This is a genomic window from Agrobacterium sp. MS2, from assembly GCF_003261015.1.
GTDB classification, from domain to species: domain Bacteria; phylum Pseudomonadota; class Alphaproteobacteria; order Rhizobiales; family Rhizobiaceae; genus Agrobacterium; species Agrobacterium pusense.
This window is the reverse complement of the sequence record NZ_QLNF01000064.1, coordinates 56,056-77,845: the sequence shown is the minus strand read 5'-3', so window position 1 is coordinate 77,845 and position 21,790 is coordinate 56,056. Positions and strand designations below refer to the sequence as shown.

Here is a 21,790-nt window from a genome sequence, read left to right as displayed (position 1 = left end):
GGCTTTATCACAATGATAAAATTGCGAGTTTCGCTATTTAATCAGTCCGACGCGCAGGGCCTTGGCGACCGCCTGGGTGCGGTTGACCGTATCGAGTTTTTTCGTCGCGCGGTTCAGGTAGTGATTGATGGTATGCTCCGACAACATCATGATCTCGGCGATTTCGGCACTGGTCTTGCCGGCTGCCGTCCAGTTCAGGCAGTCGATCTCCCGTTCGCTCAATGTTTGCGGCACGCGGAGATCGAGACGGCGGATTTCGGACAGCCGGGCAAAGACGTGGCTGGAAATGTAAAAAAGCTCCGCAAGTCGGGCTTCCGGCAGGGCCGTCTTGTTGCCGGAAAAGGATACGGCGCCGCGCCTGAGGGTGACATCATGCACCGGGAACCAGACGGAATTTATCATCTCGAACCGTTCGAAAAGCGCGACCACGTTTTTCTTCAGGACATGCCCCTCGCCTTCGACCAGGAAATCCAGCGACACGGAAAAGGGTACAGTGGATTTTCTTAACCGCGCCATGACGCGGCTGTTCTGCAACTCGCCTTCTTCATCATAGCGTTGCAACAGTTCGGCCGGCCAGCTGGTGATGACGGTATAATGCGACAATTCGCTTGAGACCTCTGTAGTGAGGTCGAGTACCATGAAGGCCCTGAATTCCCACGCTTCCGTCAGCCGCTTCAGGAAGCGGAATATATCGAACTGCGTATTAAGATTGGCGATCTCGCGAACGCAATCAACACCAATCGACTGAACGCTGGCCGTTTCTGTTTTCTGCATGAAAGCTGTTCTTCGAGCATGAGGAAATGCCGCCGCAAAGGCCCGCCTCTGCCCGGAATTTTGAGGATGTTACTCAGCAAATCGATTCATGCAAACAAAAGTTGAAAATTAGATCAGAATATTCGAAAATTAGCGTTATCTCGCGTAAGCCGGTCATGTCTCCTCTTTTTCGCGGGCGGGCATCCCCATAAGCGGCATCGGCTTTCCGTCAATCATCCGCAACCGGCGATAAGCGATAGACAAGTTCTGCCGAAATTTTATCGGCGGTTGCACGCACCAGCGGAGCCCAGGCGCGGAGCTGTTCCACATCCACCCTGTAGGCGGGGCCGGTCACTGAAATCGCCGCGCGGAAACTGCGTCCCGGGGCCGGTAACGGTGCCGCAACGCAATGAATGCCGATCTCGTGCTCCTGAAGGTCGAAACCGTAACCGAGGGAGCGAATGGCCGAAACATCCTCCATCAGGGCCTGCGGTGTGGTGATGGTGTTGTCCGTGAAGCGCTTAAAATCCAGCCCGTCCGCGAGATCTTCCAGATCGCCGGCGGGCAGCAGCGACAGCGCAGCCTTACCCACGCCGGTGCAATAGGCTGGCGAGGTCTTTCCAACCTGCGAATGCATGCGCAAGCTGTGCTTGCCCTCAATCTTGTCCAGATAGGTCACTTCGCGCCCGATCAGAACCGCGAGATGCACCGATTCCTGCGTTGCCTCCTGCAGCGCCGCCAGGTGTGGGGCGGCTATGCTGCGCAGATCGTTGCCACTCCAGGCTCTGGATGCAAACTGCAACAGCCTCAGGCCAACAACGTAGGTCTGGTCGGGGGCCTGGTCTATCAGGCCTTCGGCAAGCAGATGTGCGAGCTGGCGATGGACGGTGCCTCGCGGCTGGCCGCACGCTTCCACCACATCGGTGAAACGCATCTGCCTTTCAGAAAGGGCGATCAGTTCCAGGAGCGAGATCGCCTTACCGAGTGTACCGGTGTCGCTATCGGTTTTTTGCCGCGCGGCTGGAACTGCGCTGCGCATCCTGCCATTGGGTATTTCGATATCAGGCATGGCAACATCCATTGTCATTCACCTTGACATGAGGCTTGCGCCAAGGGAATAATTCCATTTATTAAAATCTAGTTCCAAATAATGGAACAATCAAGCCCCTGACGGATGAGATCATGCCGATGACGACAGCCCAATTTCCGGACCTCAAGGATGCGGGCGTGCTGATCACCGGCGGCGGTTCCGGCATCGGGGCTTCGCTCGTGGAAGCCTTTGCCATGCAGGGCGCAAAGGTAGCGTTCATCGATATCGCCGAAGAGCCGAGCGAAGCGCTGGTCCGGCGGCTTTCCGGGGTGTCGCCCCACCCGGTCCATTTCTTCAGGGCCGACCTGCGCGACGTGGCGGCCATAGCCGTGACCGTCACTGAGGCGGCCGCGGCGATCGGCGGTATCAAGGTTCTGGTCAACAACGCCGCCTGGGACGACCGTCATGACATAGATACGGTGACAGAAGCCTATTGGGATGCCAATCAGGCGGTCAATCTCAAGCAGATGTTTTTTACCGTTCAGGCCGCGCTTCCCTACCTCCGGCTCGCGAAAGACGCCTCCATCATCAATTTCTCGTCCATCTCGTTTCTGCTCAACATGGGCGAACTTCCCTCCTATGCGGCGGCGAAGGCAGGTATCATCGGGTTGACAAAAAGCCTTGCCGGCCGGCTGGGGCCAGAAAATATCCGCGTCAACACGCTGCTGCCGGGCATGATCGTGACCGAGCGGCAGAGGGAACTGTGGCTGACGGATGAGGGCATTGCGACGACCACGGCGCGACAATGCTTGAAGCGCATGCTCGTCGCTGCCGATTTGTCTGGGCCATGCCTGTTTCTCGCATCCTCGGCATCAAGCGCCATCACGGCGCAATCCATAATCGTAGACGGAGGCCTTCTATAATGTCTGAACCCGCTTTTATCGCCGTTGACTGGGGTACGACCAGTTTCCGGCTCTGGCTCATGAGCCGCTCGGGTGCGGTGCTGGCGGAGCGCAGAAGTTCGGAAGGCATGACCACGGCCATGCGGACCGGTTTTGCCGAGGTTCTGCAAGCGCATCTCGACGCCATCGGCGCGCCTGAAGATTTGCCGGTTCTCGTCTGTGGTATGGCAGGCGCGCGGCAGGGTTGGGTCGAAGCGGGTTACATCGACGTGCCGGCATCGCTGTCGTCGGTGCTGGATGGCGCGGTTCGCGTGCCGGGTCAGGCGCGCGATGTGCGCATTCTGCCGGGGCTGGCGCAGCGGGATAAAAACGCGCCCGACGTGATGCGTGGCGAGGAAACGCAATTGCTCGGCGCTCTTGCCTCCTCGGACACCGGCGAGAAACTTGTCTGCATGCCCGGCACGCATTCCAAATGGGTGACCGTTCGTGATGGCGACGTCAACGGCTTTGCCACCTTCATGACCGGCGAACTGTTCGAGGTCATTTCCAAGCAGACGATCCTGTCCCATGCGGTGGCCGAGGCGGAGCCTTTCACCGGCCAACACGAGGACTTCAGAGCGGCCGTGCTCGACATTTACGCCAATCCGCAGCTCGCCAGCAACCGGCTGTTCACACTGCGCTCCGGTCAATTGCTGCATGGCCTCGCCGCCACGGATGCCAAGGCCAGGCTTTCCGGCATCATGATCGGGCTGGAGATCGCCGGCGCGCATTCGACGGCGCGGCGGGAGACACCGGTGGTGCTGATCGGCTCCGGCGCGCTTGGCGCGCTTTACGAAGGCGCCTTCACCGCCCTCGATATCCACTATACGGTCATCGACGCAGACGAAGCCGTGCGGCGCGGATTGCTGGCCGCTGCAACAGCCATCTGGCCATAAGAAGAAAGATCGACCATGCGTATTCCCTTTCCTTCCATCAAATATCCGCTGATTGCCATCCTGCGCGGCCTGAAACCCGAGGAGACAGAAGGCGTTGTCGGCGCGCTGATCGAAACCGGCTTCCGCGCCATCGAAATTCCGCTGAATTCCCCCGATCCGTTCCGTTCCATCGAGATCGCGGCAAAGATGGCGCCCGCCGATTGCCTGATCGGCGCCGGGACCGTGCTGAGCGTGGAAGACGTCGCATCGCTGGACGCGGCAGGCGGCAGGCTGATGGTTAGCCCCAATGCCGATGCGGAGGTCATTACAGCTGCACGTGAAAAAGGCATGGTGACGATGCCGGGCGTTCTCACCCCCACCGAAGCGCTGGTGGCCGCAAAAGCCGGTGCGACCGGGCTGAAGTTCTTCCCCGCCAGCATCATTGGCCCCGCCGGCATCAATGCGATCCGGACGATCCTGCCGAAGGATCTGGTCATCGCAGCGGTCGGCGGTGTCTCGGATAAGAATTTTGCCGACTATACATCGGCCGGCATCATGGCGTTCGGGCTCGGAACCAGCCTCTATAAACCCGGCATGACCGCAGCGGAGGTGCGCGAACGCGCCACTGTCACACTGTCGGCCTATGATGCAGCCATCGGAGGATAAGAGCTTGGCGACTGTTTTTCCCTTTACCGGACGTGTTCTTGACGAGACGCCGATGCTGCTCGGCGAAGGCCCGACCTTCGACCCTGCGACCGGCACGGCCTGGTGGTTCAACATTCTCGAGCGGGAATTGCATGAACTGCACCTCGCCTCCGGCCGCAAGACCGTCCATGCCCTGCCCTTCATGGGCAGCGCTCTGGCGAAAGTCAGCGACAGCCAACAGTTGATCGCCTCCGATGACGGGCTTTTCCTGCGTGATACGAAGACTGGTGTGCTGACTCTGCATGCGGAGCTGGAAAAGGACCTGCCCGGCAACCGGTCCAATGACGGGCGCATGCACCCTTGCGGCGCGCTTTGGATCGGCACCATGGGCCGAAAGGCGGAAACCGGCGCGGGCAGCATCTATCATGTTTACAAAGGCACGGTGACGAAGCTGTTTGCCGATATCAGCATTCCGAATTCGATCTGCTTCTCGCCCGATGGCGCGGCCGGATATTACGTCGATACCAAGGTGAACAAGCTGATGCGCGTGCCGCTCGATCCCGAGACCGGCCTCCCCTCCGGCAAGGCTGAAGTCTTCATCGATTCGACAGGAGTCGATGGCGGTATCGACGGCTCGGTCTGCGATGCCGAAGGGCATATCTGGAACGCTCGTTGGGGCGAAGGCGCGGTTGATCGTTATGATACCGACGGCAACCATATTGCCCGATATGCGGTGCCCGCGGGACAGACGACCTGCCCGGCCTTCGTCGGCCCGGACGCATCGCGCCTTCTCGTGACGTCGGCGCGTGAAAATCTTGACGAGGACGCCCTAGCCGCCAATCCGCAGCACGGGTTGACGTTCGAACTGGGGGTTGAAGTCAAGGGCCGGTTTGAGCCGCTTTACAGGCTCTGAGACGAGGCACGCACCGCCTTCTCCTCATTCCTGTGCTTGTCACAGGAATCTAGCCAGCCCAAGTCTTGGACCGAAGGGACTCTCTTCGCCGCGCAGACGCGCGTCGGCCGGGTTCCCGTGGCAAAGACAGGAATGAGGGGTGTTGGGGGCGCGCCCACCACCTCGTCCAAGGCCATTCCGTTTCTCAGGAAATATCCGACAATATCTCGCGGTAATTCTCATGTAGATACCGCTGGGTCGCCGCGGCGTCGGCGGGGCGGCCGTAGAAGTAGCCTTGTCCCATGGCGCAGCCGAGCGCGCGCAGTTTTTCCTCTTCCGCCCGCTCCTCTATCCCTTCGGCCACGACTTCAAGATCAAGCCCTTCGCACATGGCGACGATGGCCTTGATGATATGTTCGGAAGGGCGGTCGCTGCTGATGCGCGAGACGAAAGCGCGGTCGATCTTCACCTTGTCGAATGTGAAATCCCGCAGGCGGCCGAGGCTCGATTGGCCGGTGCCGAAATCGTCGAGAGAAATACGAACGCCCGCGCTCTGCAACTCGCTGATGATCCGCTGGGCGGTATCGGCGGAGGTCATGACCGCCGTTTCGGTGATTTCAAGCTCCAGCCGGTGCGGGTCGAGGCCGACACGCGAAAGTATGGACAGAATATTGTCGGCCGTGCTGGGGTCCATCAGTTGCGCGGACGACAGGTTGAAGGACAGAAAGAGCTCACGCGGCCAGAAAAGCGCCGCTTCCGCGGCTTTTCTGAGCAGGGCCTCCGAAAGCGCATCGATGAAACCGCGTTCTTCGGCCAGCGGCACAAAAACCGCAGGCGATACGAAGCCGAGATCCGGATCGTTCCAGCGCGCGAGCGCCTCGAAACCGATGACCTTCGCCTCCTCCAGCCGGACGATGGGCTGGAAATGCACGTCGATCGCATCGGTGATGATCGCGTTTCTGAGCGCCTGCTCAAGCTGCGTGGCGCGCTTCATCTCCTGCGCAATCTCACGCGAATAGACGGTGATCTGGCCGCGGCCGCGCCGCTTGGAGCGGTAGAGCGCCGTCTCGGCGCTTTTCAGCAGATCCTCAAAATCATCCCCGGCAAAGGGATAGATGGCAAAGCCGAACGAGGAGGAAAGCCGGACGTTACGATCGCCAAGATCATAGGGAGCGGAGAGCACGTCCTTGATCATGTTGCCGACACGCTCGGCACCGGTGCGTTCGAACACCAGCGGCAATACGAAAGCGAATTCGTCGCCATCATGGCGCGTCACGATGGCGCCATCGGGAATGCAGGCTTTGAGGCGGTGAGCAACCTGGCAGAGGATTTCATCGCCCGCCTGCACGCCGAAAAGGTCATTGATGGGTTTGAAGCCGTCTATATTGGCAATGCCGACCGTGAAGGGTGCTGGATCGCTGGAGCGTTCGCTGGCGAGCATGCGGATCTTGTCCCGCAAACGATAGCGGTTGCCGAGCCCTGTCAGCGGATCGCTGTAGGCCATCGCCTGAAGCTCGTTCTGGCTAACCGGCAACGTTTGCGGCTCTGCCCGTTTCATTCCTGCATCTCTTGAATCCTCTATCGACCGCGATCACAATGCAGGGCAAGTATTAAAAAAGCCATAGAGCGACGAACCGAAAACCACAGACCGCCCTCGTTGAGACCCGCTGCCAGCGCAAAACGGCCGAGGCGGCGGCAATTAATTGTATGTTTACGCCACGCCGTTCGATGGAGGGGGGGCTATCACGCCTGCAGCTGCAGCACGTCCTTGCCAAAAAGCCGCACAAAAACAGCCTCCACCATATCGGGGCTGACAGGTTTCAGCAGCATGTCCTCCATCCCGGATGCAAGGCATTTGTCGAGGTCGCCTTCGAATGCGTGGGTAATGACGCCGACAACAGGAATGCGCTTTTCACCCGAAAGATCGCGCATGCGGCGGGCGACCTCGAAGCCGTCGATATCGGCAAGCGTCGTGTCAAGCAGGACGACCGACGGAGCCTGTTCCACGAAGAGACGCAGCGCTTCCTCGCCCGACGTGGCGAGCCGCCAGGAAAGCCCGAGACCCTCAAGTATCTGCGAAAAAACGATCTGGTTGACCCGGTTGTCCTCGACGAGAAGAACGTCGCACACGCCGCCGTTGCTGAGGATTTTGGGCAGGTCCTGCGTCATGATCTCCCAGTCCTCCTCTACCGATTTCTCCTTCGGCACCGAATGTAGCCCTACAGCCACATGATGCAACAACGACGCGTCAATCTCGTCCTCCTCGATGCTGACGACGGGCAGATGGTGTGCCGCGGCAATATCGAGGCATGCGATGCTCATCTGGGCGTCGATGACAACAACATCGATGGCAACCCCGGCGGAGGCGGCGACATCGATAAAGGCGCGCTGCTCTTCCTCGCTCGTCACCGCTGCATGGTCCATGCCACCTGCCGTGAGCTGGCGGCCGGCGGCCTCTGCAAAGCGGCTGTTTTCGGAGACGACCAGCACCGCCTTGCTTTTCAGCAAGCCGTTACGGCCTTCCTTCTCCTCATCCTTTCCATAGGTTGAGGACACAAAGGCCACATGCTCCAGAGAAGGGATGACGGGCATGCCGTTCGCATCGAGCGTGGCGAGCGCAGTCACATCCTCCATCGTCGTCACCAGGAAATAACGGCCTGGCCGTCCTACGCGCTGTTTGCGCGTGATCGTCAGTATCTCTTCGCCGTTCAGGCGTCTCACCCTTTCCGGAATGACGCTTGGCGTGCCGCTCTCCAGTACCGTCCGGTCGGCCGCATCGATCCGCCCCGCAACCTTGCGTGAATGGAGATCGAAGACCGTGCGTCCGAGCAGGCTCTCGGGGCTGGTTTCGACCAGGGTGCAGGCGGATTTATTCACGGCGGCATAGGCCAGGTTCCGGTCCTTGACGAAGACGGGAAACGGCAGATTGTCGAGAATATCCTCGAGGAGCTGTACGCGCTCGAGATCGATACGCCATTGTTCTTCGCGCTTCTTCTGTTCAGAAATATCCGCGAGGACACTAATGCCGAGACCGGATGGCAGGCGGTTCATGACAAAGCGCAGGAACCTCTCCCCCTTCAGCCGTTCGGTTTTTTCAGACCGTTCCTTCCAGTGCAGAGCCAGCCGTTCGCCGATCCACTCTTCCCGACCGAGCTGGCGGGCATTGGCGGCAGGATTTTCCGTCTCGATATGGTAACAATCGTACAGGGCGCCCAGATAATCGCGCAGCCGCGCGCCGGGGCCGATGACGGCCTCTTCCAGCGGGAAAAAACTGAGGAGCTTCCGGCTTGCGAAAATAATGTGATCGTTACGGTCGTAAACGACGATCGCCGCGCCAAGCGCGTCGCAAAGGGCATCAAGCATCACCGTATGAACGCCCGCGCCGGAGGACGCCAAATCACTCAACTGCAAACTCCCGCCTGTTTTAATGGGTCAGGCTTTTGTTTCTATTGGAATCGTCCAGGGCAGATGCCGGGATGAAACGAAAATTCCGGAAAACAGACATCAGGGTTTGCCGCTTGAAGCAGTCTTGAGGAGAAGATGACGCTCACCCATAGTCGACGTCACACACCACCCGGCAGAGGCGGCCCCGTTTCTGCGGTCATTTCAAGCTGCCCCACCATAAACAAGGGCGATTAAGGGCGGATTAACGCTTAAACTGCATTGGCGGAAATGGTCCGATGCCATGCAACCTGCAAAACATGTGCAAATTTCCGCAGTCTCAGTTTTTTGCTTTCGAAGCCGGCGCGAATCCGCGAAAATGGCGATCATGGCCATCAAGCAGCTCTCAGAAACCCTCATCAACCAGATCGCCGCCGGCGAGGTCATCGAAAGACCCTCCAGCGCCACGAAGGAACTGGTGGAAAATGCCATCGACGCCGGGGCGACGCGCATCGAGATCGCCACGGCGGGCGGCGGCAAGGGGCTGGTGCGGATTACCGACAATGGCTGTGGCATGTCGCCGGCCGATCTCGAGCTTGCGGTCAGGCGGCACTGCACCTCGAAGATTTCCGATACACTTGACGATATACGCACGCTCGGCTTCCGCGGCGAGGCACTGCCCTCCATCGGCTCCGTGGCCAAGCTGACGATCACCAGCCGCCAGCAGGGCGCGGAGCAGGGTTCGGTGATTTCCGTCACCGGCGGCAAGGTTTCCGATGTGAGGCCGGCCGCCTCGAATGCCGGCACCATCGTCGAGGTGCGCGACCTGTTCTTCGCCACACCGGCGCGGCTGAAATTCCTGAAGACGGAACGCGCCGAAGCGGCCGCAATCACCGAAGTCGTCAAACGCATGGCGATCGCCTTTCCGCATATCCGCTTCGTGCTGTCAGGCACGGATCGGTCGACGCTCGAAATTCCGTCGACGGGTGACGATCATCTGGCCCGCATGGCGCAGATTCTCGGTGCGGACTTCAAGGACAACGCCATCGAAATCGATGCCGGGCGTGAGGATGTGACGCTGACGGGCTTTGCCGGCGTGCCCACGTTCAACCGTGGCAATTCGGCGCATCAATATGTCTTCGTCAACGGCCGTCCGGTGCAGGACAAACTGCTTTTATCCGCCATTCGCGGGGCTTACGCCGAAACCGTGCCGCATGGGCGATATCCTGTCGCGGTGCTTTCCATCACGCTCGATCCCGCCTTTGTGGATGTAAACGTACACCCGGCGAAATCCGACGTTCGTTTTCGCGACCCCGGGCTCATTCGCGGGCTGATCGTCGGCGCGATCCGCCAGGCGTTGACGCGTGACGGCGACAGGGCGGCAACGACGGGCGCCAGCCAGATGATGAACGCCTTCCGCCCCGGCTATAGCCCTTCTGGCCTCAGGCCATCGCCTTTCACGACCGCTCCCGCGCCATGGTCCGCCGCGACGTCGCCGTCACGGCCGCTCGCCGTTTCAGGCGCAACGCAGTTTTCGGAGCCGGTACAATCACATTTCTCGGACATCACCACCCCAACGGCGCGGACCGAGTCTCGGGAAACTTATGAAGCCGGCGCGAGCTCCTCGCCCGAGCCCACGCTCTACCCGCTCGGGGCCGCGCGGGCGCAGCTGCACGAGAACTACATCATCGCGCAGACAGAAAACGGCCTTGTCATCGTCGACCAGCATGCGGCGCATGAGCGGCTGGTTTTCGAGCAGATGCGGAATGCACTGCATTCCAAACGGCCGGCTTCGCAGGTACTGCTCATCCCCGAAATCATCGATCTGCCGGAAGAAGATTGCGACCGGCTGATGGATCATGCCACCGGTTTCGATGCGCTGGGGCTCGTCATCGAGCGTTTCGGGCCGGGTGCCGTCGCCGTTCGCGAAACCCCGGCCATGCTGGGTGAGGTCAACGTGCAGGGATTGGTGCGCCAGCTTGCCGACGAGATCGCCGAATGGGACGCCGCCTCGACGCTTGCCAACAAGCTGGAATATGTCGCCGCCACGATGGCCTGCCACGGCTCGGTGCGTTCCGGCCGGCGCATGCGGCCGGAGGAGATGAATGCGCTTCTGCGGCAGATGGAAAATACACCGGGTTCGGGCCAGTGTAATCATGGCCGTCCGACCTATATCGAACTGAAGCTTTCCGATATAGAACGGCTCTTCGGCCGCAGCTGACGCCTTCTTACATGCAAGGGCGTCGGGGCTGGCCTTGCGCCACGCCGGCCTATATAAATTCAGGATACTGGAGCATCCGGATTGTCCAGGAAAACGCTACGCCGTTTCGGACTGGGTGCCCTGACAGGACAGAGCAGGAGACGAAAACGGATGAACAGATTTGAAGGAGGCGGCAATCGCCTCGCCGTCATCGAATATCTCGACGGTGACTTCCGCATCGTCCAGACCGGCTCGCATGTCATCTGCGCCATGACAGGCAAGAGCATTCCGCTCGATGAGCTGCGCTACTGGAGCGTGGCGCGGCAGGAGGCCTATGTGGATGCCGCGGCTTCTCTGGAAGCCGAAAAGAAGGCTGGTACTTTGCCGGCATAAGGAGGGAAGAGACGCGTCGAGTGTCGCGTGTTTGCCTCCCTCGTCCCTATGCTCGTCACGTCAGTGAGGAGAAACCGGCGCACGACGGTTTGTCTTTTTCGGTACCTTAACGCGACGTCCGCGAATTATCCCGAAGCAAACGGGCGCGGCAGTTCGCCACGGCCGTATCGATAATCGTTCCCGCCGCATTGGGATCGTCGAACACCATGTCGACCTCGATCACCAGGCTGTTCCAGAGCAATTCCTCTGCCCGGCCGTGGTGCCCGTTAAGCCGCACGGCATCCTTGGCCGTGGTGACAAGTTGCAGATCCGCCTTGCCTGCGTCCTGCAGAAGATCGGCAATCTCGTCATCGCTGAAGTGGTGATGATCCGGGAAAGAGCGCTGCATCACGATATCGCCGCCGAGCGCTTCGACGGTTCGATAAAATTTGGCCGGGTCGGCTATGCCCGCATAGGCCAGCACACGCCTTCCCCTGAAATCCTGCGGCTCCTGCGGCGTGATCGCCGCAACGAAAACGGGTTTGGCAGCCTTTGCGGCTCGCCGCACAAGGGCATCGGCCGCGTGACCATTACCGACCTTCAGGAGCCCGGTCATATGCCGCATCTGTTCGGCGAGCGGGGCTCTTACCGGACCGCCCGGCACCAGATGGCCGTTGCCGATGCCGCGCATTGTATCGATGACGACAAGCGCATAATCCAGCGTCAGACGCGCGCTCTGAAACCCGTCATCCATGATGATGAGATCGACGCCCTCTTTGATCAGGCGATGCGCACCCTCAACGCGGCGGCGCGAAATCACCGTCACCGCTTCGCGCGCCAGAAGCAACGGCTCGTCTCCGACATCGGCAGAGCGATGATGTGCGGGATCGACAAGGGTGGTGACATCCAGTGTGCCGCCATAACCGCGGCTGAGAAATCCGGGTTTCAGGCCTTTCGCAACGGCGGCCCTTGCAATTGCCATTGCCGTCGGCGTCTTGCCGGCGCCACCCACGGTAAAGTTGCCGATGCAGATGACCGGAACGGTGACACTTGCCCTTTTTGCCGTCCGCATGCGCCGGCCGGCGACCTTGCCGTAAAGAAGCGAGAAAGGAGACAGGAGCCACGCCTGCCAGCCCGCTTTCTGCCACCAGAAGGGCGGCGCTTCAGAAACCATCTATTCCCGCTCCCGGCCGGGTCGCCCACGGCATTGCGTTCGCCATTTCACGTCTGGGAGGTTGTTTGCCAGAAAAAACCGTAAATTGCAAAATCCGAATAGACGGCTTTACGCACCGGTGCTGATACGGACTGGCCGTGATTTAACATGGAACTTCAATCTGCGCGCCGCGATATCCATTTTCTCCGTCATACCGGCTCAAGGCCGGCATGACGGGACGTGGAGAGTGCCGCGACAATGCAAACCGTGCGGCACCGCTCAAACAGCCCGTTCCGGCAGAAGCGCTTCGAGCCCGGTGATGTCATCGAAACAATAATGGGCATCCGCACCCAGGCTTTCGCGAGAGCCGGTGCCGGTGAGAACGGCGACCCTGAGACCCGCGCCGGCGTTTTTCGCCATATGCAGATCGTGGTTATTATCGCCGACGACGGCCACGCGGTCGGGAGAGATACCGATCGCCTGACAGAAGCCGAGGACCATGCCGGGCTGCGGCTTGGTGCCGTAACCGCTGTCATATCCCGCAACGAAATCGATATCGTTTTCGAAACCGAAGCGGATGGCCGTCTGGCGGATGGAGTTTTCGTTGTCGCTGGAGGCGATACCGAGCTTGTAGCCGCGAGCCTTCAGCCTCGCGAAAAAACCCTTGAGATCGGTCACCGGCACGGATTTATCCGCGGCCTCGGTAAAAAGCCGGTCGAGACGTTGCGTGAGCTCGACAACATCGCAGGGCGAGCCGGCGGCGACGAGACCGGCGGCGATCTCCGCCGTGTTGCCGGCGGCCAGAAGACTGTCGGGCACCACATGACCGGTAACGGGATCCATGCCGCAGGCGGAGAGAAGCCTGTCGGCGAGGACGGGATCTCCCTTGGCCGCAATCGACGCGAGTTCGCGGTTCACCGGTCCCCAGCTTGCGTCATAGCCCAGCAGCGTGCCGTCCTTGTCGAAAAGCACTGCGGCGATTGACTGCGCGGCGTTGAGTTCTATATCCGCTACCATGATCCGATGGCGCTCCGCGGCTGCAGCTTGGCGGAAACGGTGAGCGGGTTGATATAGGGCTCCAGCGCCTTCACCGTGGAGGAAAGCGCGCCGCGCATATCCTGAATGACCCGATTGCCCGCATCGATCATCTTGTAACGCTCATTATCGTTGACGAGCAGATAATGCACCGCCTTTGCCAGCATCTCCACATCACGGATGATGCGGCCACCACCTGCGCGGATCAGCTTCTGATAGGCCTCGCGGAAGTTCTGCACATGCGCGCCCGACAAAACCGCACAGCCAAGCATGGCAGGCTCCAGCGGGTTCTGCCCGCCTTCGGCCGTCAGCGAGCGGCCAACAAAGGCAAGCTCGGTCAGCCGCAGGTAAAGCCCCATTTCGCCAATCGAGTCTCCGAGGAAAATATCGGTTTCAGGCGTTATCACATCATTGCGGCTGCGGCGAGCAACGGAGAGATTCATGCCCTTCAGCATGGCCTCCACCTCATCTCCACGCTCGGGATGGCGCGGCACGATGATGGTCAGTTGCCCGTTGCGCGACTTGATCGCCGCATGCACGGTGGCCGCGGCCTTCTCCTCACCGTCGAAGGTTGAGATCGCCGCCCATGTCTTGCGATTGCCGACCTGCTTGCGGTAGCTCTCCAGCAGCGCCTCGTCACAGGGCGGCGGGTCGGTGTCACCCTTGAGGTTACCCGATATCACTACCGGCCAGGAACCGAGATCGCGGAAACGTTCGGCATCGAGATCGGATTGGGCAACCACCAGCGCCAGCTTGGAAAACAGCGATTCAGCAATGTCGTGGCGAGCTTTCCAGCGATCGAAGGAACGGTCGGAAAGGCGTGCATTGACCCGGATCTGCGGAATGTGCCGACGCTCCAGTTCCATCATCGTCACCGGCCAGATTTCGGACTCGGCTGTGATGGCGGCATCGGGTGCCCAGTAGGTCAGGAAACGGTTGACCGCGATCTTGATGTCGAGCGGCACATATTGGTGGATCACGTCATCGCCGAGCCGGGTGCGGGTCAGTTCGGCCGAGGTGACCGTACCCGTGGTCAGAAGCACGAAGATGTCGCGTTTGCGGATTTCGCGGATGAGCGGAATGAGCGCCAGCGTTTCGCCGACACTTGCGGCGTGGAACCAGACGAGCGGCCCGCGCGGGCGCTCGGCACTCGCATAACCGAAACGTTCGAGCCGGCGGCGTTTGTCTTCCTTGCCCTTGGCGGCCCGATAGGAAAGATAGGGCTTGGCAAACGGGTAAGCGGCGATACCGGCAATGCGGTAACCGGAAAGAGCGAAACGTGCGATACGGCTGCTCATGACAGTCTGCCCTTGATCATTCCGCGCAATGCCCTGCCCCTGTTCTGGTTGTTATCGCCGCCTACTTCTTCTCAAATTGCGTCATTTTTTGTCATCGGAAACGAAAGCGCGATCACATTTTCTCGTAACGGCATTCCCGGGCTGCGCCGCTCGCGCAGGAATCACGGGAAAGCGCGCTTTCATCCAATAGTATTACAACGCAAGGGCAAAGGGACTCAAATTTTGTCGTCAGGATTGAGAAGACGATGCATATGCACGATAAAATAACGCATATGGGCGTTATCGACAGTCATCTGTGCCTTCGACTTCCAAGCCGTGAGCGCGGAGGCGTAATCTGGGTAGATGCCGACGATGTCGAGCGCGCTCAAATCCCGGAACTGAACATCCTGAAGGTTTTCCAGTTCGCCGCCGAAGACGAGGTGCAGCAGCTGTTTCGGTTTGCCAGTTTCCGTCATGTCTTATCTCTTTCTTGAACTCTGAGAGAGGCCTTCATCTGCGGGATTTCCCGCCAAACGTCAACTGCCAGACGGATGTGAAAACGCTTTCAAAAGTGCAGGCAGCGCATAATTTGCTGCGGCGCACAATGCGGGGTGGTTCACCCGGCGGCGATTATACATCAGAGGTTTGCCATCCAGACCGGCAAGCCGGCCGCCGGAGCATTCGAGAATGAGATCGGCCGCGGCCAGGTCCCACTCGTGTGAGTTGGGCATGACCAGCGTACCGTCGATACGACCGTCCGCCACCATCGCCAGCCGGTAGGCCAGCGACGGCACATGCGGGACACGCTCGACATTGTTACGCATCGTTTCCGGCAGATGCGTGATCGCCTCTGCCGCGGCGGCGAGATGGAAGGTGCCGGTATTGCCGCCGCTTGCGGAGATGGGGCTTCCGTTTTTTAACGCCACGCCGCCCTCTATCGCGGTAAATTCCTCCGACAGCGCCGGTGCGACGAGCACGCCCACCACCGGTCGCCCTTCATGCACCACGGCAACGCTGATGCACCAGGTATCCCTGCCGCCAATGAAGGCGCGGGTGCCGTCGATGGGATCGACCACAAAGACGGTGGAACGGGAAAGCCTGTCCGTATCGTCATCCGTCTCTTCGGAAAGCCAGCCATAATCCGGCCGGGCGGAGCGCAGAATGGTTTCGAGGATTTCATTGGCGGCGTAATCGGCCGCGCTGACCGGCGAAAGCCCGCCATTCTTCCACCAGACCTCGGGATCCTTGCGGAAGAAACCGAGGGCTGTCTCGCCCGCCTTGCGGGCGGCTTCGAGGACCAGCCTCAGATCGGAGGCCCAGCGGGCCTCATCCATGTCGTTCATCTTGCCGTCTTTTCCGCGCGCCTCAGATGGCGCGCCCGTTTTTCTGTTCGCACTTGCATATGAAGCGCCAGCGAAAACCCCGCAGGTCGCCTCACTTGCCTGCGATCGTCATGCCTTCGATGGCGAGCGTCGGGGCCGCGATGCCGTATTTGTGATCAATATCATTGGCTGGCGTGATCCGCATGAACATGTCCTTCAGGTTCGAGGCAATCGTGACCTCGGAAACCGGAAAGGTCTTTTCGCCGTTCTCGATCCAGAAACCGCTCGCCCCGCAACTATATTCACCAGTGATCATGTTGGCACCGTGGCCGATGAGCTCGGTGACGTAAAAGCCCGACCCGACCTGCCCCAGCAGGTCCTCTGGCGAGAGATCGCCGGGCTCCAGAGCAAGGTTGGTGGAGGCCGGCGAGACCGAAGTGCCGCCACGCACGCCGCGGCCGTTGGTTTCCAGGCCGAGTTCCCGTGCCGCGGAGGTGGAGAGGAACCAGTGCTTCAAAACGCCATCCTCAATCATCGTCATCTTTTCGCCGCGAACACCTTCGCCATCGAAAGGACGGGAGGAAGGGCCACGCACGATCTGAGGATCGTCGGTGAGGTACAGGCCTCTTTTCAGCACCTGCTGGCCCATCTTGTCGCGCAGGAAGCTCGTCTTGCGGGCAACGGAAGCGCCGTTGATCGCGCCTGCAATCGCACCGACGAAGCCGCGGGCGATACGGGGATCAAACACGACAGTGATGTTGCTGCCGGTATCGACCTGGCGCGGGCCAACACGGCGCACGACTTTTTCCCCGGCGCGGCGGCCGATCTCTTCGGCGGCATCAAGATCGGCATAATAAAGGCGGCTGTCGAAATCGTAGTCGCGCTCCATTTTCGTGCCTTCGCCAGCGATGACGCTGACGGAGCGGCCGAAGCGGCTGCCCATATAGCTGCCGGCAAAGCCATGCGAGGTGACGAGAACGAGACCGCCCATCCCGCTCGATGCACCGGCGCCGGAGGAATTGCTGACGCCCTTGACCGCCAGCGCCGCCTCTTCCGAAGCAAGGGCCGCCTCGCGCAATTGATCCGCAGACACGTCCGTTGCATCGAAAAGCTCGAGATCGTCATAGGAACTTGCCAGCCGTTCCTTGTCCGCAAGGCAGGCAAAGGGGTCTTCCGGCGAAACCTTCGCCATGGCCACTGCCCTTTCCGCCAAGGTCTTCAGATCGAAGCCGGGATTGGCCGAAACGCTTGCCACCCGGCGGCCAACGAAGACACGCAGGGAAAAATCGTCGCTTTCGGAGGATTCGGTGCTTTCCACCTTGCCGAGCCGCACGCCGACCGATTGTGAGCGCGAACGCACGACAACAGCATCCGCCTCATCCGCGCCGGCGGCCCGGGCAAGATCGACAAGCTGGCTGGCGCGCTCGAGAAGTTTGGAAGAATCTATTTCTGAGGACATGAGTTGGCCTTTCATTCCTGTTCCATTTATTGTGCCAGCAACCCCGCATCAAGGGCGAAACGTCGCTTTCTCCGTCCAGAGGGCGCCATCGCCACCCTATTCGAAAGTTCGCCCGCATGACCGAGCACGACGCTCTCTTTTCCGAACCCTTGCTGCTTCTGGCCGGCGCGGTCATTGCGGCCTCCGTTTTCCGCAAACTCGGACTTGGCACCGTGCTCGGTTATCTGGTGGCCGGCATCGTCATCGGGCCGTTCCTGCATCTGGTCACCGATGCGAAGGACATCTTCAACGTCTCGGAACTCGGCGTCGTTTTCCTGCTCTTCATCATCGGGCTGGAACTCAAGCCGTCGCGCATCTGGCAGATGCGGCGCGATATTTTAGGGCTGGGGCTGGCGCAAGTACTGGTGACGGGCAGTGTGCTTGCGGCGATTGTATGGTGGGCGGGGCTGATCGACTGGCGCGGCAGCCTCGTCGCAGGTTTCGGCCTTGCGCTTTCCTCCACCGCCTTTGCACTGCAGATCCTTGCCGATGACGGCGACATGAATACAAGGCATGGCAACCGGTCCTTCTCGATCCTGCTGTTTCAGGATCTCGCCATCGTGCCGCTTCTTGCCCTTGTCACCATTCTTTCCAACCGGCCCGATGTCCCGACGGATTCCATGGTGTCCGATCTCATCGCCTCCGTCGTCGCGGTGGCCGGAATGATCCTTGCCGGGCGGTATCTTCTCACCCCCATGTTCCAGATCATCGCCCGCACCGGCGCGCGGGAGGTGATGATCGCCGCCGCCCTCTTCGTCGTCATCGGCGCCGCCGCGATCATGGAGGCGGTCGGCCTGTCGATGGGCATGGGCGCGTTGCTGGCGGGGTTGATGCTGTCGGAATCCTCCTATCGGCATGAGCTGGAGGCCGATATAGAGCCGTTTCGCGGATTGTTCCTGGCATTGTTCTTCATGGCCGTCGGCATGTCGCTGCACGTCCATATCGTTTATGAGAACATCGTGCTTATCCTGATCGCCGTGCCTGTCATGATGGCGGTGAAGGCGGCGCTGATCTATGGCCTCTGCCGCATCGCAGGCTCGTCGCGTTATGCATCGAGCCGCATCGCGCTGCTTCTGGCGCAGGGCGGCGAATTTGGTTTCGTGCTTTTCACCACGGCTGCCGCCTCGGGGCTGTTTCCGCAGGCAACGGCCTCGATCCTCGTTGCCGTCGTTACGCTCTCCATGGCGCTGACGCCGCTTCTTGCGGTGATTTCACGCCGGCTGACGGCGGAGGATGCGGAAGAAGACAAGCTGGAAGAGGATTTCGACGGAGCCGGCGCGGATGTGCTGATGATCGGCTTTTCCCGTTTCGGTCAGATCGCCTCGCAGATCCTTCTCGCCGGCGGGCGCGACGTGACCGTGATCGACAGCTCCGCCGATCGCGTGCGTCAGGCCGCCCGTTTCGGTTTCCGTATCTTTTTCGGTGATGGCACCCGCAAGGACGTGCTGATCGCCGCCGGCATCGAACGGGCCGATCTGGTGGCTGTCTGCACCCACAAGAAGGAAGTCACCGACCGTATCATCGACATGATCCAGTCGGAATTTCCAAGCGTTCGCATCTATGCCCGCTCCTATGACCGCATTCATTCGATCGACCTTAGAAAGAAGGGCGTGGAATATGAGCTCCGCGAAACGCTGGAATCCGGCCTGCTGTTTGGCAGGCGTATTCTCGAGGGGCTCGATATGGATGGCGACAGGGCTCTGGCGATTGCCGACGACATTCGCGAACGCGATGAGGAGCGACTGCAGTTGCAAGCCGTGGAAGGCCTCGCCGCCGGCCGGCAGATGCTGCACAACAAGCCGGTACGCGAGGTGAAGCCCGAACCGCTGATGAAGCCGAAGAACAAGGCGGAAAAGCGGGAGGAAGAAGAGGATATGGAGGACAGCGAGACGGAGGTGTCGTTGTGAAATGCGTTCTTCGTAGTGGCTGGGATAGCGCCACTTGTTTCTTCTCCCCTCCGGGAGAAGTCCGCGGCAGCGGGATGAAGGGGCAAGTTCTCCGAAATCCGGCAACGTTCCCCCTCATCCGACCCTTCGGGCCACCTTCTCGCCGGCGGGGAGAAGAAACCAGTGGTACCCGCTCGTTCCTAGCGAATACTCAGGGATTACTGCTTAAGCCTCCACGCCCTGCCCGCGATGAAACAGCTCCACCTGCATTTCAATCTGCCGTTTAAGATCATCCTTGATGCTGGACGACGCGTTCAGCACCTCTTCCGACTTCAGGAAGTCCAGCACGCCGAAACGGTGAACCGGAGGGCGTAGGAAAATGTGTGGCGGGCGCAGTCTGAGCTTCAGGGCAATCGCCGCCTGCATCATCAGCTGGCTGGCGCCGAACAGGCTTTCCAATCGGCTGGGCATGGTGGTTCCATCCCCTTCCGGACCACCGACGACATCGACGCCAATGACGATATCGGCGTGATCCAGCAAATGTTCATAGGGAACCGGATTGAAGATACCGCCATCGATCATGATGCGGCCATCGATACGAACAGGCATGAACAGCGCCGGAATGGCGGCTGAAGCCGCCAGCGCCTGGATGATCTCGCCGCTCTCGACCACCACTTCGGTCTGGGCGTAATAATCCGTGGTTATCACTTTGAGCGGAATGGCGAGTTCGGAAAAATCCTTCGGCAGCGCCTGTGGCATCAAGGCGTGGAGAATGAGTTCGAGATTGAACTGGCCGAGACGAAAACCGTCCACCGCATGGCGCATCGATGCCGGGCCGAGGCTCCAGAGCCGGTTGGCGACCGAACCTTTGCGCCCCATGAGTTCCAGCGTGTATTCGCGGATTTCGCGGCCAGACATGCCGGCCGCCATGCCCGCGCCGATGATGGAGCCGATGGACGAACCGGAAATTGCCACGGGCCGGATGCCGAGTTCGTCGAAAGCCTCGATAACGTTGATATGGCAGATGCCGCGTGCGCCGCCGCCGCCGAGCGCCAGTCCGAATGTCGGCTCATGATTGCCCGCACCATCGCCTTCGAGAACTTCTTCTCCGGCGCGGACGATCGTGACGCTTTCGTTCCCAGCCTGATCCATGCGAAACACCCAAAACTGGTTACCACGGTAAAGGGGTCTGCCTATCCGGCAAACACGACAAGACCGTGGCGTGACGGGGCACTCCCCGTCAGGGCTCGTAGCGGTAGAAATGCATCTTCGTGTCGCCGAAGATGCGGCTTTCAAGCAGCTTGAACGCCGGATCGACATTGACCGTCACATCGCCACGCTCTTCCAGAATGGCAAGCGCGCCGGCGTTGAGCCAACCGCCACTATGGGCAGCCGCGAAAGCCTTTTCGCCATGGCCATAGCCATAAGGCGGATCGGCGAAAAGAAGATCGAACGGTTCGATATTGTTGACGCCGCCGAGCTTGGTGGCATCACGCCGCAAGATGCGGGCGCGGCCATGCAGACCCAGCGCATCGATATTTTCCCAAAGCAGCCCCCTGCCCTCGACGCCGTTTTCGACGAAGAGCGCCACACGACAGCCGCGCGAAAGCGCCTCCAGCCCGACCGCACCGGTCCCGGCGAAAACGTCCAGAACGCGCGTGCCATCCAGACTTTCCGGATAGGCATGGCTCAGAATGTTGAAGAGGCTTTCCCGCGTCCTGTCGATGGTCGGACGAATGGAATTTGTTTTCGGCGCGGCCAAGCTCCGGCCGCGGAACTCACCGCCTACGATCCGCATTACGTGTCATTCCCCTGCCTCCAGAAGGTTTGCCACCCGGGCCCTTGCCGCCCGGCTTATTACCGCCGGGGCCCTTGCCGCCAGCGCCTTTTCCGGAAAACCCCGAACGTTCGCCACGCTCGCCCGATTTTCCGAAGGACGGCTTGCCAAAGCCGGGTTTGCCGCCCGGCTTGCCGCCGCGGGGCTTGTCACCCGCTGGCCGCTCGCCGCGGGCGCGATCACCGTCGTCACGGGGTCTGTCGCGGAACGGACGGTCACCAGCGGGTCTTTCCCCCCGGGCGGTGCGATCGCCGAAACTCTTTTCGCCACGTGGGCGGTCGCTGCGCGGACGGTCACCGTCTTCGCGCGGGCGGTCACGGAAGGGCCGGTCGCCGAAGGGTTTGTCGCCCCGGGCCGGACGGTCACCAAACGGCTTGGCACCACGCGGGCGGTCGCCATCTTCACGGGGACGGTCGCGGAACGGCCGATCGCCGAACGACTTGCCGCCGCGTCCGCCACGATCGCCAAAATTCTTCTCGCCACGTGCGGAGCGATCGCCACGGCCCTGCCCGCGGTCATCGTCGCGGGTGGGTTCGGAACGAATCCACTCACCGTCTTCATCGGCATGGCGCACGAGGCTGCGGCGGGCTTCGTCCTGCGCAGAAGGCTTCTTGAACAGGCTTTCCGCCTCAGCACGGGCCGAAGACTTGCGTTCCTTGCCGTCACGGGTCGGCTTCGCACCAGGCGCCATCC

19 protein-coding genes and 1 pseudogene are annotated in these 21,790 nt (G+C 60.6%); 7 read left to right on the top strand and 13 right to left on the bottom strand.

Annotation, left to right across the window (positions count from 1 at the left end):
- Positions 1-33: 33 nt before the first annotated feature.
- Together DOU54_RS17380 and DOU54_RS17375 are read right to left on the bottom strand one after the other, a co-directional pair.
- Positions 34-774 carry a helix-turn-helix transcriptional regulator gene (locus tag DOU54_RS17380; protein WP_112553339.1) on the bottom strand — a complete coding sequence of 247 codons (741 nt, stop codon included), beginning with the start codon at positions 772-774 and terminating at the stop codon, positions 34-36.
- 208 nt (positions 775-982) lie between these two features.
- Positions 983-1,822, bottom strand: coding sequence for an IclR family transcriptional regulator (locus DOU54_RS17375; RefSeq protein WP_113381022.1), 840 nt, complete (start codon positions 1,820-1,822; stop codon positions 983-985).
- A 113-nt stretch (positions 1,823-1,935) separates the two neighbouring features.
- On the opposite strand from DOU54_RS17375, the gene DOU54_RS17370 reads away from it, so the two are divergent.
- Genes DOU54_RS17370 through DOU54_RS17355 form a run of 4 tightly spaced genes read left to right on the top strand, consistent with a single transcriptional unit; the run spans position 1,936 to position 5,157 of the window.
- Positions 1,936-2,706, top strand: coding sequence for an SDR family NAD(P)-dependent oxidoreductase (locus tag DOU54_RS17370; RefSeq protein ID WP_162749568.1), 771 nt, complete (start codon positions 1,936-1,938; stop codon positions 2,704-2,706).
- Complete coding sequence (locus DOU54_RS17365; RefSeq protein ID WP_048902660.1) at positions 2,706-3,620, top strand: 2-dehydro-3-deoxygalactonokinase; 915 nt, start codon at positions 2,706-2,708, stop codon at positions 3,618-3,620. The genes DOU54_RS17370 and DOU54_RS17365 overlap by 1 nt, the downstream gene beginning before the upstream one ends.
- 15 nt (positions 3,621-3,635) lie before the next feature.
- Complete coding sequence (locus tag DOU54_RS17360) at positions 3,636-4,265, top strand: 2-dehydro-3-deoxy-6-phosphogalactonate aldolase (RefSeq protein WP_004440240.1); 630 nt, start codon at positions 3,636-3,638, stop codon at positions 4,263-4,265.
- A gap of 4 nt (positions 4,266-4,269) precedes the next feature.
- The gene (locus DOU54_RS17355; protein WP_113381008.1) at positions 4,270-5,157 is read left to right on the top strand and encodes an SMP-30/gluconolactonase/LRE family protein; all 888 of its coding nucleotides are present in this window, start codon (positions 4,270-4,272) and stop codon (positions 5,155-5,157) included.
- A gap of 184 nt (positions 5,158-5,341) precedes the next feature.
- On the opposite strand, the gene DOU54_RS17345 is transcribed toward DOU54_RS17355, so the two are convergent.
- Positions 5,342-6,694, bottom strand: coding sequence for a putative bifunctional diguanylate cyclase/phosphodiesterase (locus tag DOU54_RS17345; protein ID WP_112553328.1), 1,353 nt, complete (start codon positions 6,692-6,694; stop codon positions 5,342-5,344).
- Positions 6,695-6,879: 185 nt separating this feature from the next.
- The gene (locus DOU54_RS17340) at positions 6,880-8,499 is read right to left on the bottom strand and encodes a response regulator (RefSeq protein WP_051634519.1); all 1,620 of its coding nucleotides are present in this window, start codon (positions 8,497-8,499) and stop codon (positions 6,880-6,882) included.
- Positions 8,500-8,905: 406 nt separating this feature from the next.
- Here DOU54_RS17340 and mutL point away from each other — a divergent pair, with 406 nt between their 5' ends.
- Both mutL and DOU54_RS17330 read left to right on the top strand, forming a co-directional pair.
- On the top strand, positions 8,906-10,738 hold the full coding sequence (gene mutL, locus DOU54_RS17335; RefSeq protein ID WP_113381023.1) for a DNA mismatch repair endonuclease MutL: 1,833 nt from the start codon (positions 8,906-8,908) through the stop codon (positions 10,736-10,738).
- A 150-nt stretch (positions 10,739-10,888) separates the two neighbouring features.
- The gene (locus tag DOU54_RS17330; protein ID WP_004440232.1) at positions 10,889-11,110 is read left to right on the top strand and encodes a DUF2093 domain-containing protein; all 222 of its coding nucleotides are present in this window, start codon (positions 10,889-10,891) and stop codon (positions 11,108-11,110) included.
- A 106-nt stretch (positions 11,111-11,216) separates the two neighbouring features.
- Here DOU54_RS17330 and lpxK read toward each other — a convergent pair whose 3' ends face one another.
- The 6 genes from lpxK to DOU54_RS17300 form a co-directional block, all read right to left on the bottom strand.
- Positions 11,217-12,263, bottom strand: a complete 1,047-nt coding sequence (gene lpxK / locus DOU54_RS17325) for a tetraacyldisaccharide 4'-kinase (RefSeq protein ID WP_113381010.1) — start codon at positions 12,261-12,263, stop codon at positions 11,217-11,219.
- A gap of 258 nt (positions 12,264-12,521) precedes the next feature.
- Entirely contained in the window at positions 12,522-13,259 is a 738-nt protein-coding gene (locus DOU54_RS17320) for an HAD family hydrolase (RefSeq protein WP_004440228.1), read from the bottom strand.
- On the bottom strand, positions 13,253-14,575 hold the full coding sequence (waaA, locus tag DOU54_RS17315; RefSeq protein WP_006699512.1) for a lipid IV(A) 3-deoxy-D-manno-octulosonic acid transferase: 1,323 nt from the start codon (positions 14,573-14,575) through the stop codon (positions 13,253-13,255). The genes DOU54_RS17320 and waaA overlap by 7 nt, the downstream gene beginning before the upstream one ends.
- Before the next feature lie 215 nt (positions 14,576-14,790).
- Positions 14,791-15,030: a DUF4170 domain-containing protein gene (locus DOU54_RS17310; protein WP_004440223.1), complete on the bottom strand. Its 240-nt coding sequence runs from the start codon at positions 15,028-15,030 to the stop codon at positions 14,791-14,793.
- Positions 15,031-15,090: 60 nt separating this feature from the next.
- Positions 15,091-15,897, bottom strand: coding sequence for a 3'(2'),5'-bisphosphate nucleotidase CysQ (locus tag DOU54_RS17305; RefSeq protein WP_113381011.1), 807 nt, complete (start codon positions 15,895-15,897; stop codon positions 15,091-15,093).
- 91 nt (positions 15,898-15,988) lie between these two features.
- Entirely contained in the window at positions 15,989-17,335 is a 1,347-nt protein-coding gene (locus tag DOU54_RS17300) for a TldD/PmbA family protein (protein ID WP_113381024.1), read from the bottom strand.
- 116 nt (positions 17,336-17,451) lie between these two features.
- Here DOU54_RS17300 and DOU54_RS17295 point away from each other — a divergent pair, with 116 nt between their 5' ends.
- Entirely contained in the window at positions 17,452-19,281 is a 1,830-nt protein-coding gene (locus DOU54_RS17295; RefSeq protein ID WP_004440219.1) for a monovalent cation:proton antiporter-2 (CPA2) family protein, read from the top strand.
- 204 nt (positions 19,282-19,485) lie between these two features.
- Here the strand turns inward: DOU54_RS17295 and DOU54_RS17290 are convergent, their stop codons facing one another.
- The 3 genes and pseudogenes from DOU54_RS17290 to DOU54_RS28230 all read right to left on the bottom strand — a co-directional run.
- Positions 19,486-20,412 carry a patatin-like phospholipase family protein gene (locus DOU54_RS17290; RefSeq protein ID WP_006699507.1) on the bottom strand — a complete coding sequence of 309 codons (927 nt, stop codon included), beginning with the start codon at positions 20,410-20,412 and terminating at the stop codon, positions 19,486-19,488.
- A gap of 88 nt (positions 20,413-20,500) precedes the next feature.
- Positions 20,501-21,058: a 16S rRNA (guanine(966)-N(2))-methyltransferase RsmD gene (rsmD, locus tag DOU54_RS17285; protein ID WP_004440217.1), complete on the bottom strand. Its 558-nt coding sequence runs from the start codon at positions 21,056-21,058 to the stop codon at positions 20,501-20,503.
- A pseudogene (locus DOU54_RS28230) lies at positions 21,039-21,790 on the bottom strand (pseudouridine synthase); the annotation flags it as partial. The gene rsmD and the pseudogene DOU54_RS28230, both read right to left, overlap by 20 nt.

What these genes read in the sequence shown, in the direction of transcription:
- DOU54_RS17295 (WP_004440219.1), top strand. Translation starts at nt 17,452, where the DNA reads ATGACCGAGCACGACGCTCTCTTTTCCGAACCCTTGCTGCTTCTGGCC.
- DOU54_RS17320 (WP_004440228.1), bottom strand. Translation starts at nt 13,259, where the DNA reads ATGGTAGCGGATATAGAACTCAACGCCGCGCAGTCAATCGCCGCAGTG.
- rsmD (WP_004440217.1), bottom strand. Translation starts at nt 21,058, where the DNA reads ATGCGGATCGTAGGCGGTGAGTTCCGCGGCCGGAGCTTGGCCGCGCCG.
- lpxK (WP_113381010.1), bottom strand. Translation starts at nt 12,263, where the DNA reads ATGGTTTCTGAAGCGCCGCCCTTCTGGTGGCAGAAAGCGGGCTGGCAG.
- DOU54_RS17290 (WP_006699507.1), bottom strand. Translation starts at nt 20,412, where the DNA reads ATGGATCAGGCTGGGAACGAAAGCGTCACGATCGTCCGCGCCGGAGAA.
- DOU54_RS17360 (WP_004440240.1), top strand. Translation starts at nt 3,636, where the DNA reads ATGCGTATTCCCTTTCCTTCCATCAAATATCCGCTGATTGCCATCCTG.
- mutL (WP_113381023.1), top strand. Translation starts at nt 8,906, where the DNA reads ATGGCCATCAAGCAGCTCTCAGAAACCCTCATCAACCAGATCGCCGCC.
- DOU54_RS17375 (WP_113381022.1), bottom strand. Translation starts at nt 1,822, where the DNA reads ATGCCTGATATCGAAATACCCAATGGCAGGATGCGCAGCGCAGTTCCA.
- DOU54_RS17365 (WP_048902660.1), top strand. Translation starts at nt 2,706, where the DNA reads ATGTCTGAACCCGCTTTTATCGCCGTTGACTGGGGTACGACCAGTTTC.
- DOU54_RS17345 (WP_112553328.1), bottom strand. Translation starts at nt 6,694, where the DNA reads ATGAAACGGGCAGAGCCGCAAACGTTGCCGGTTAGCCAGAACGAGCTT.
- DOU54_RS17305 (WP_113381011.1), bottom strand. Translation starts at nt 15,897, where the DNA reads ATGAACGACATGGATGAGGCCCGCTGGGCCTCCGATCTGAGGCTGGTC.
- DOU54_RS17310 (WP_004440223.1), bottom strand. Translation starts at nt 15,030, where the DNA reads ATGACGGAAACTGGCAAACCGAAACAGCTGCTGCACCTCGTCTTCGGC.
- DOU54_RS17370 (WP_162749568.1), top strand. Translation starts at nt 1,936, where the DNA reads ATGCCGATGACGACAGCCCAATTTCCGGACCTCAAGGATGCGGGCGTG.
- DOU54_RS17380 (WP_112553339.1), bottom strand. Translation starts at nt 774, where the DNA reads ATGCAGAAAACAGAAACGGCCAGCGTTCAGTCGATTGGTGTTGATTGC.
- DOU54_RS17330 (WP_004440232.1), top strand. Translation starts at nt 10,889, where the DNA reads ATGAACAGATTTGAAGGAGGCGGCAATCGCCTCGCCGTCATCGAATAT.
- waaA (WP_006699512.1), bottom strand. Translation starts at nt 14,575, where the DNA reads ATGAGCAGCCGTATCGCACGTTTCGCTCTTTCCGGTTACCGCATTGCC.
- DOU54_RS17340 (WP_051634519.1), bottom strand. Translation starts at nt 8,499, where the DNA reads ATGCTTGATGCCCTTTGCGACGCGCTTGGCGCGGCGATCGTCGTTTAC.
- DOU54_RS17300 (WP_113381024.1), bottom strand. Translation starts at nt 17,335, where the DNA reads ATGTCCTCAGAAATAGATTCTTCCAAACTTCTCGAGCGCGCCAGCCAG.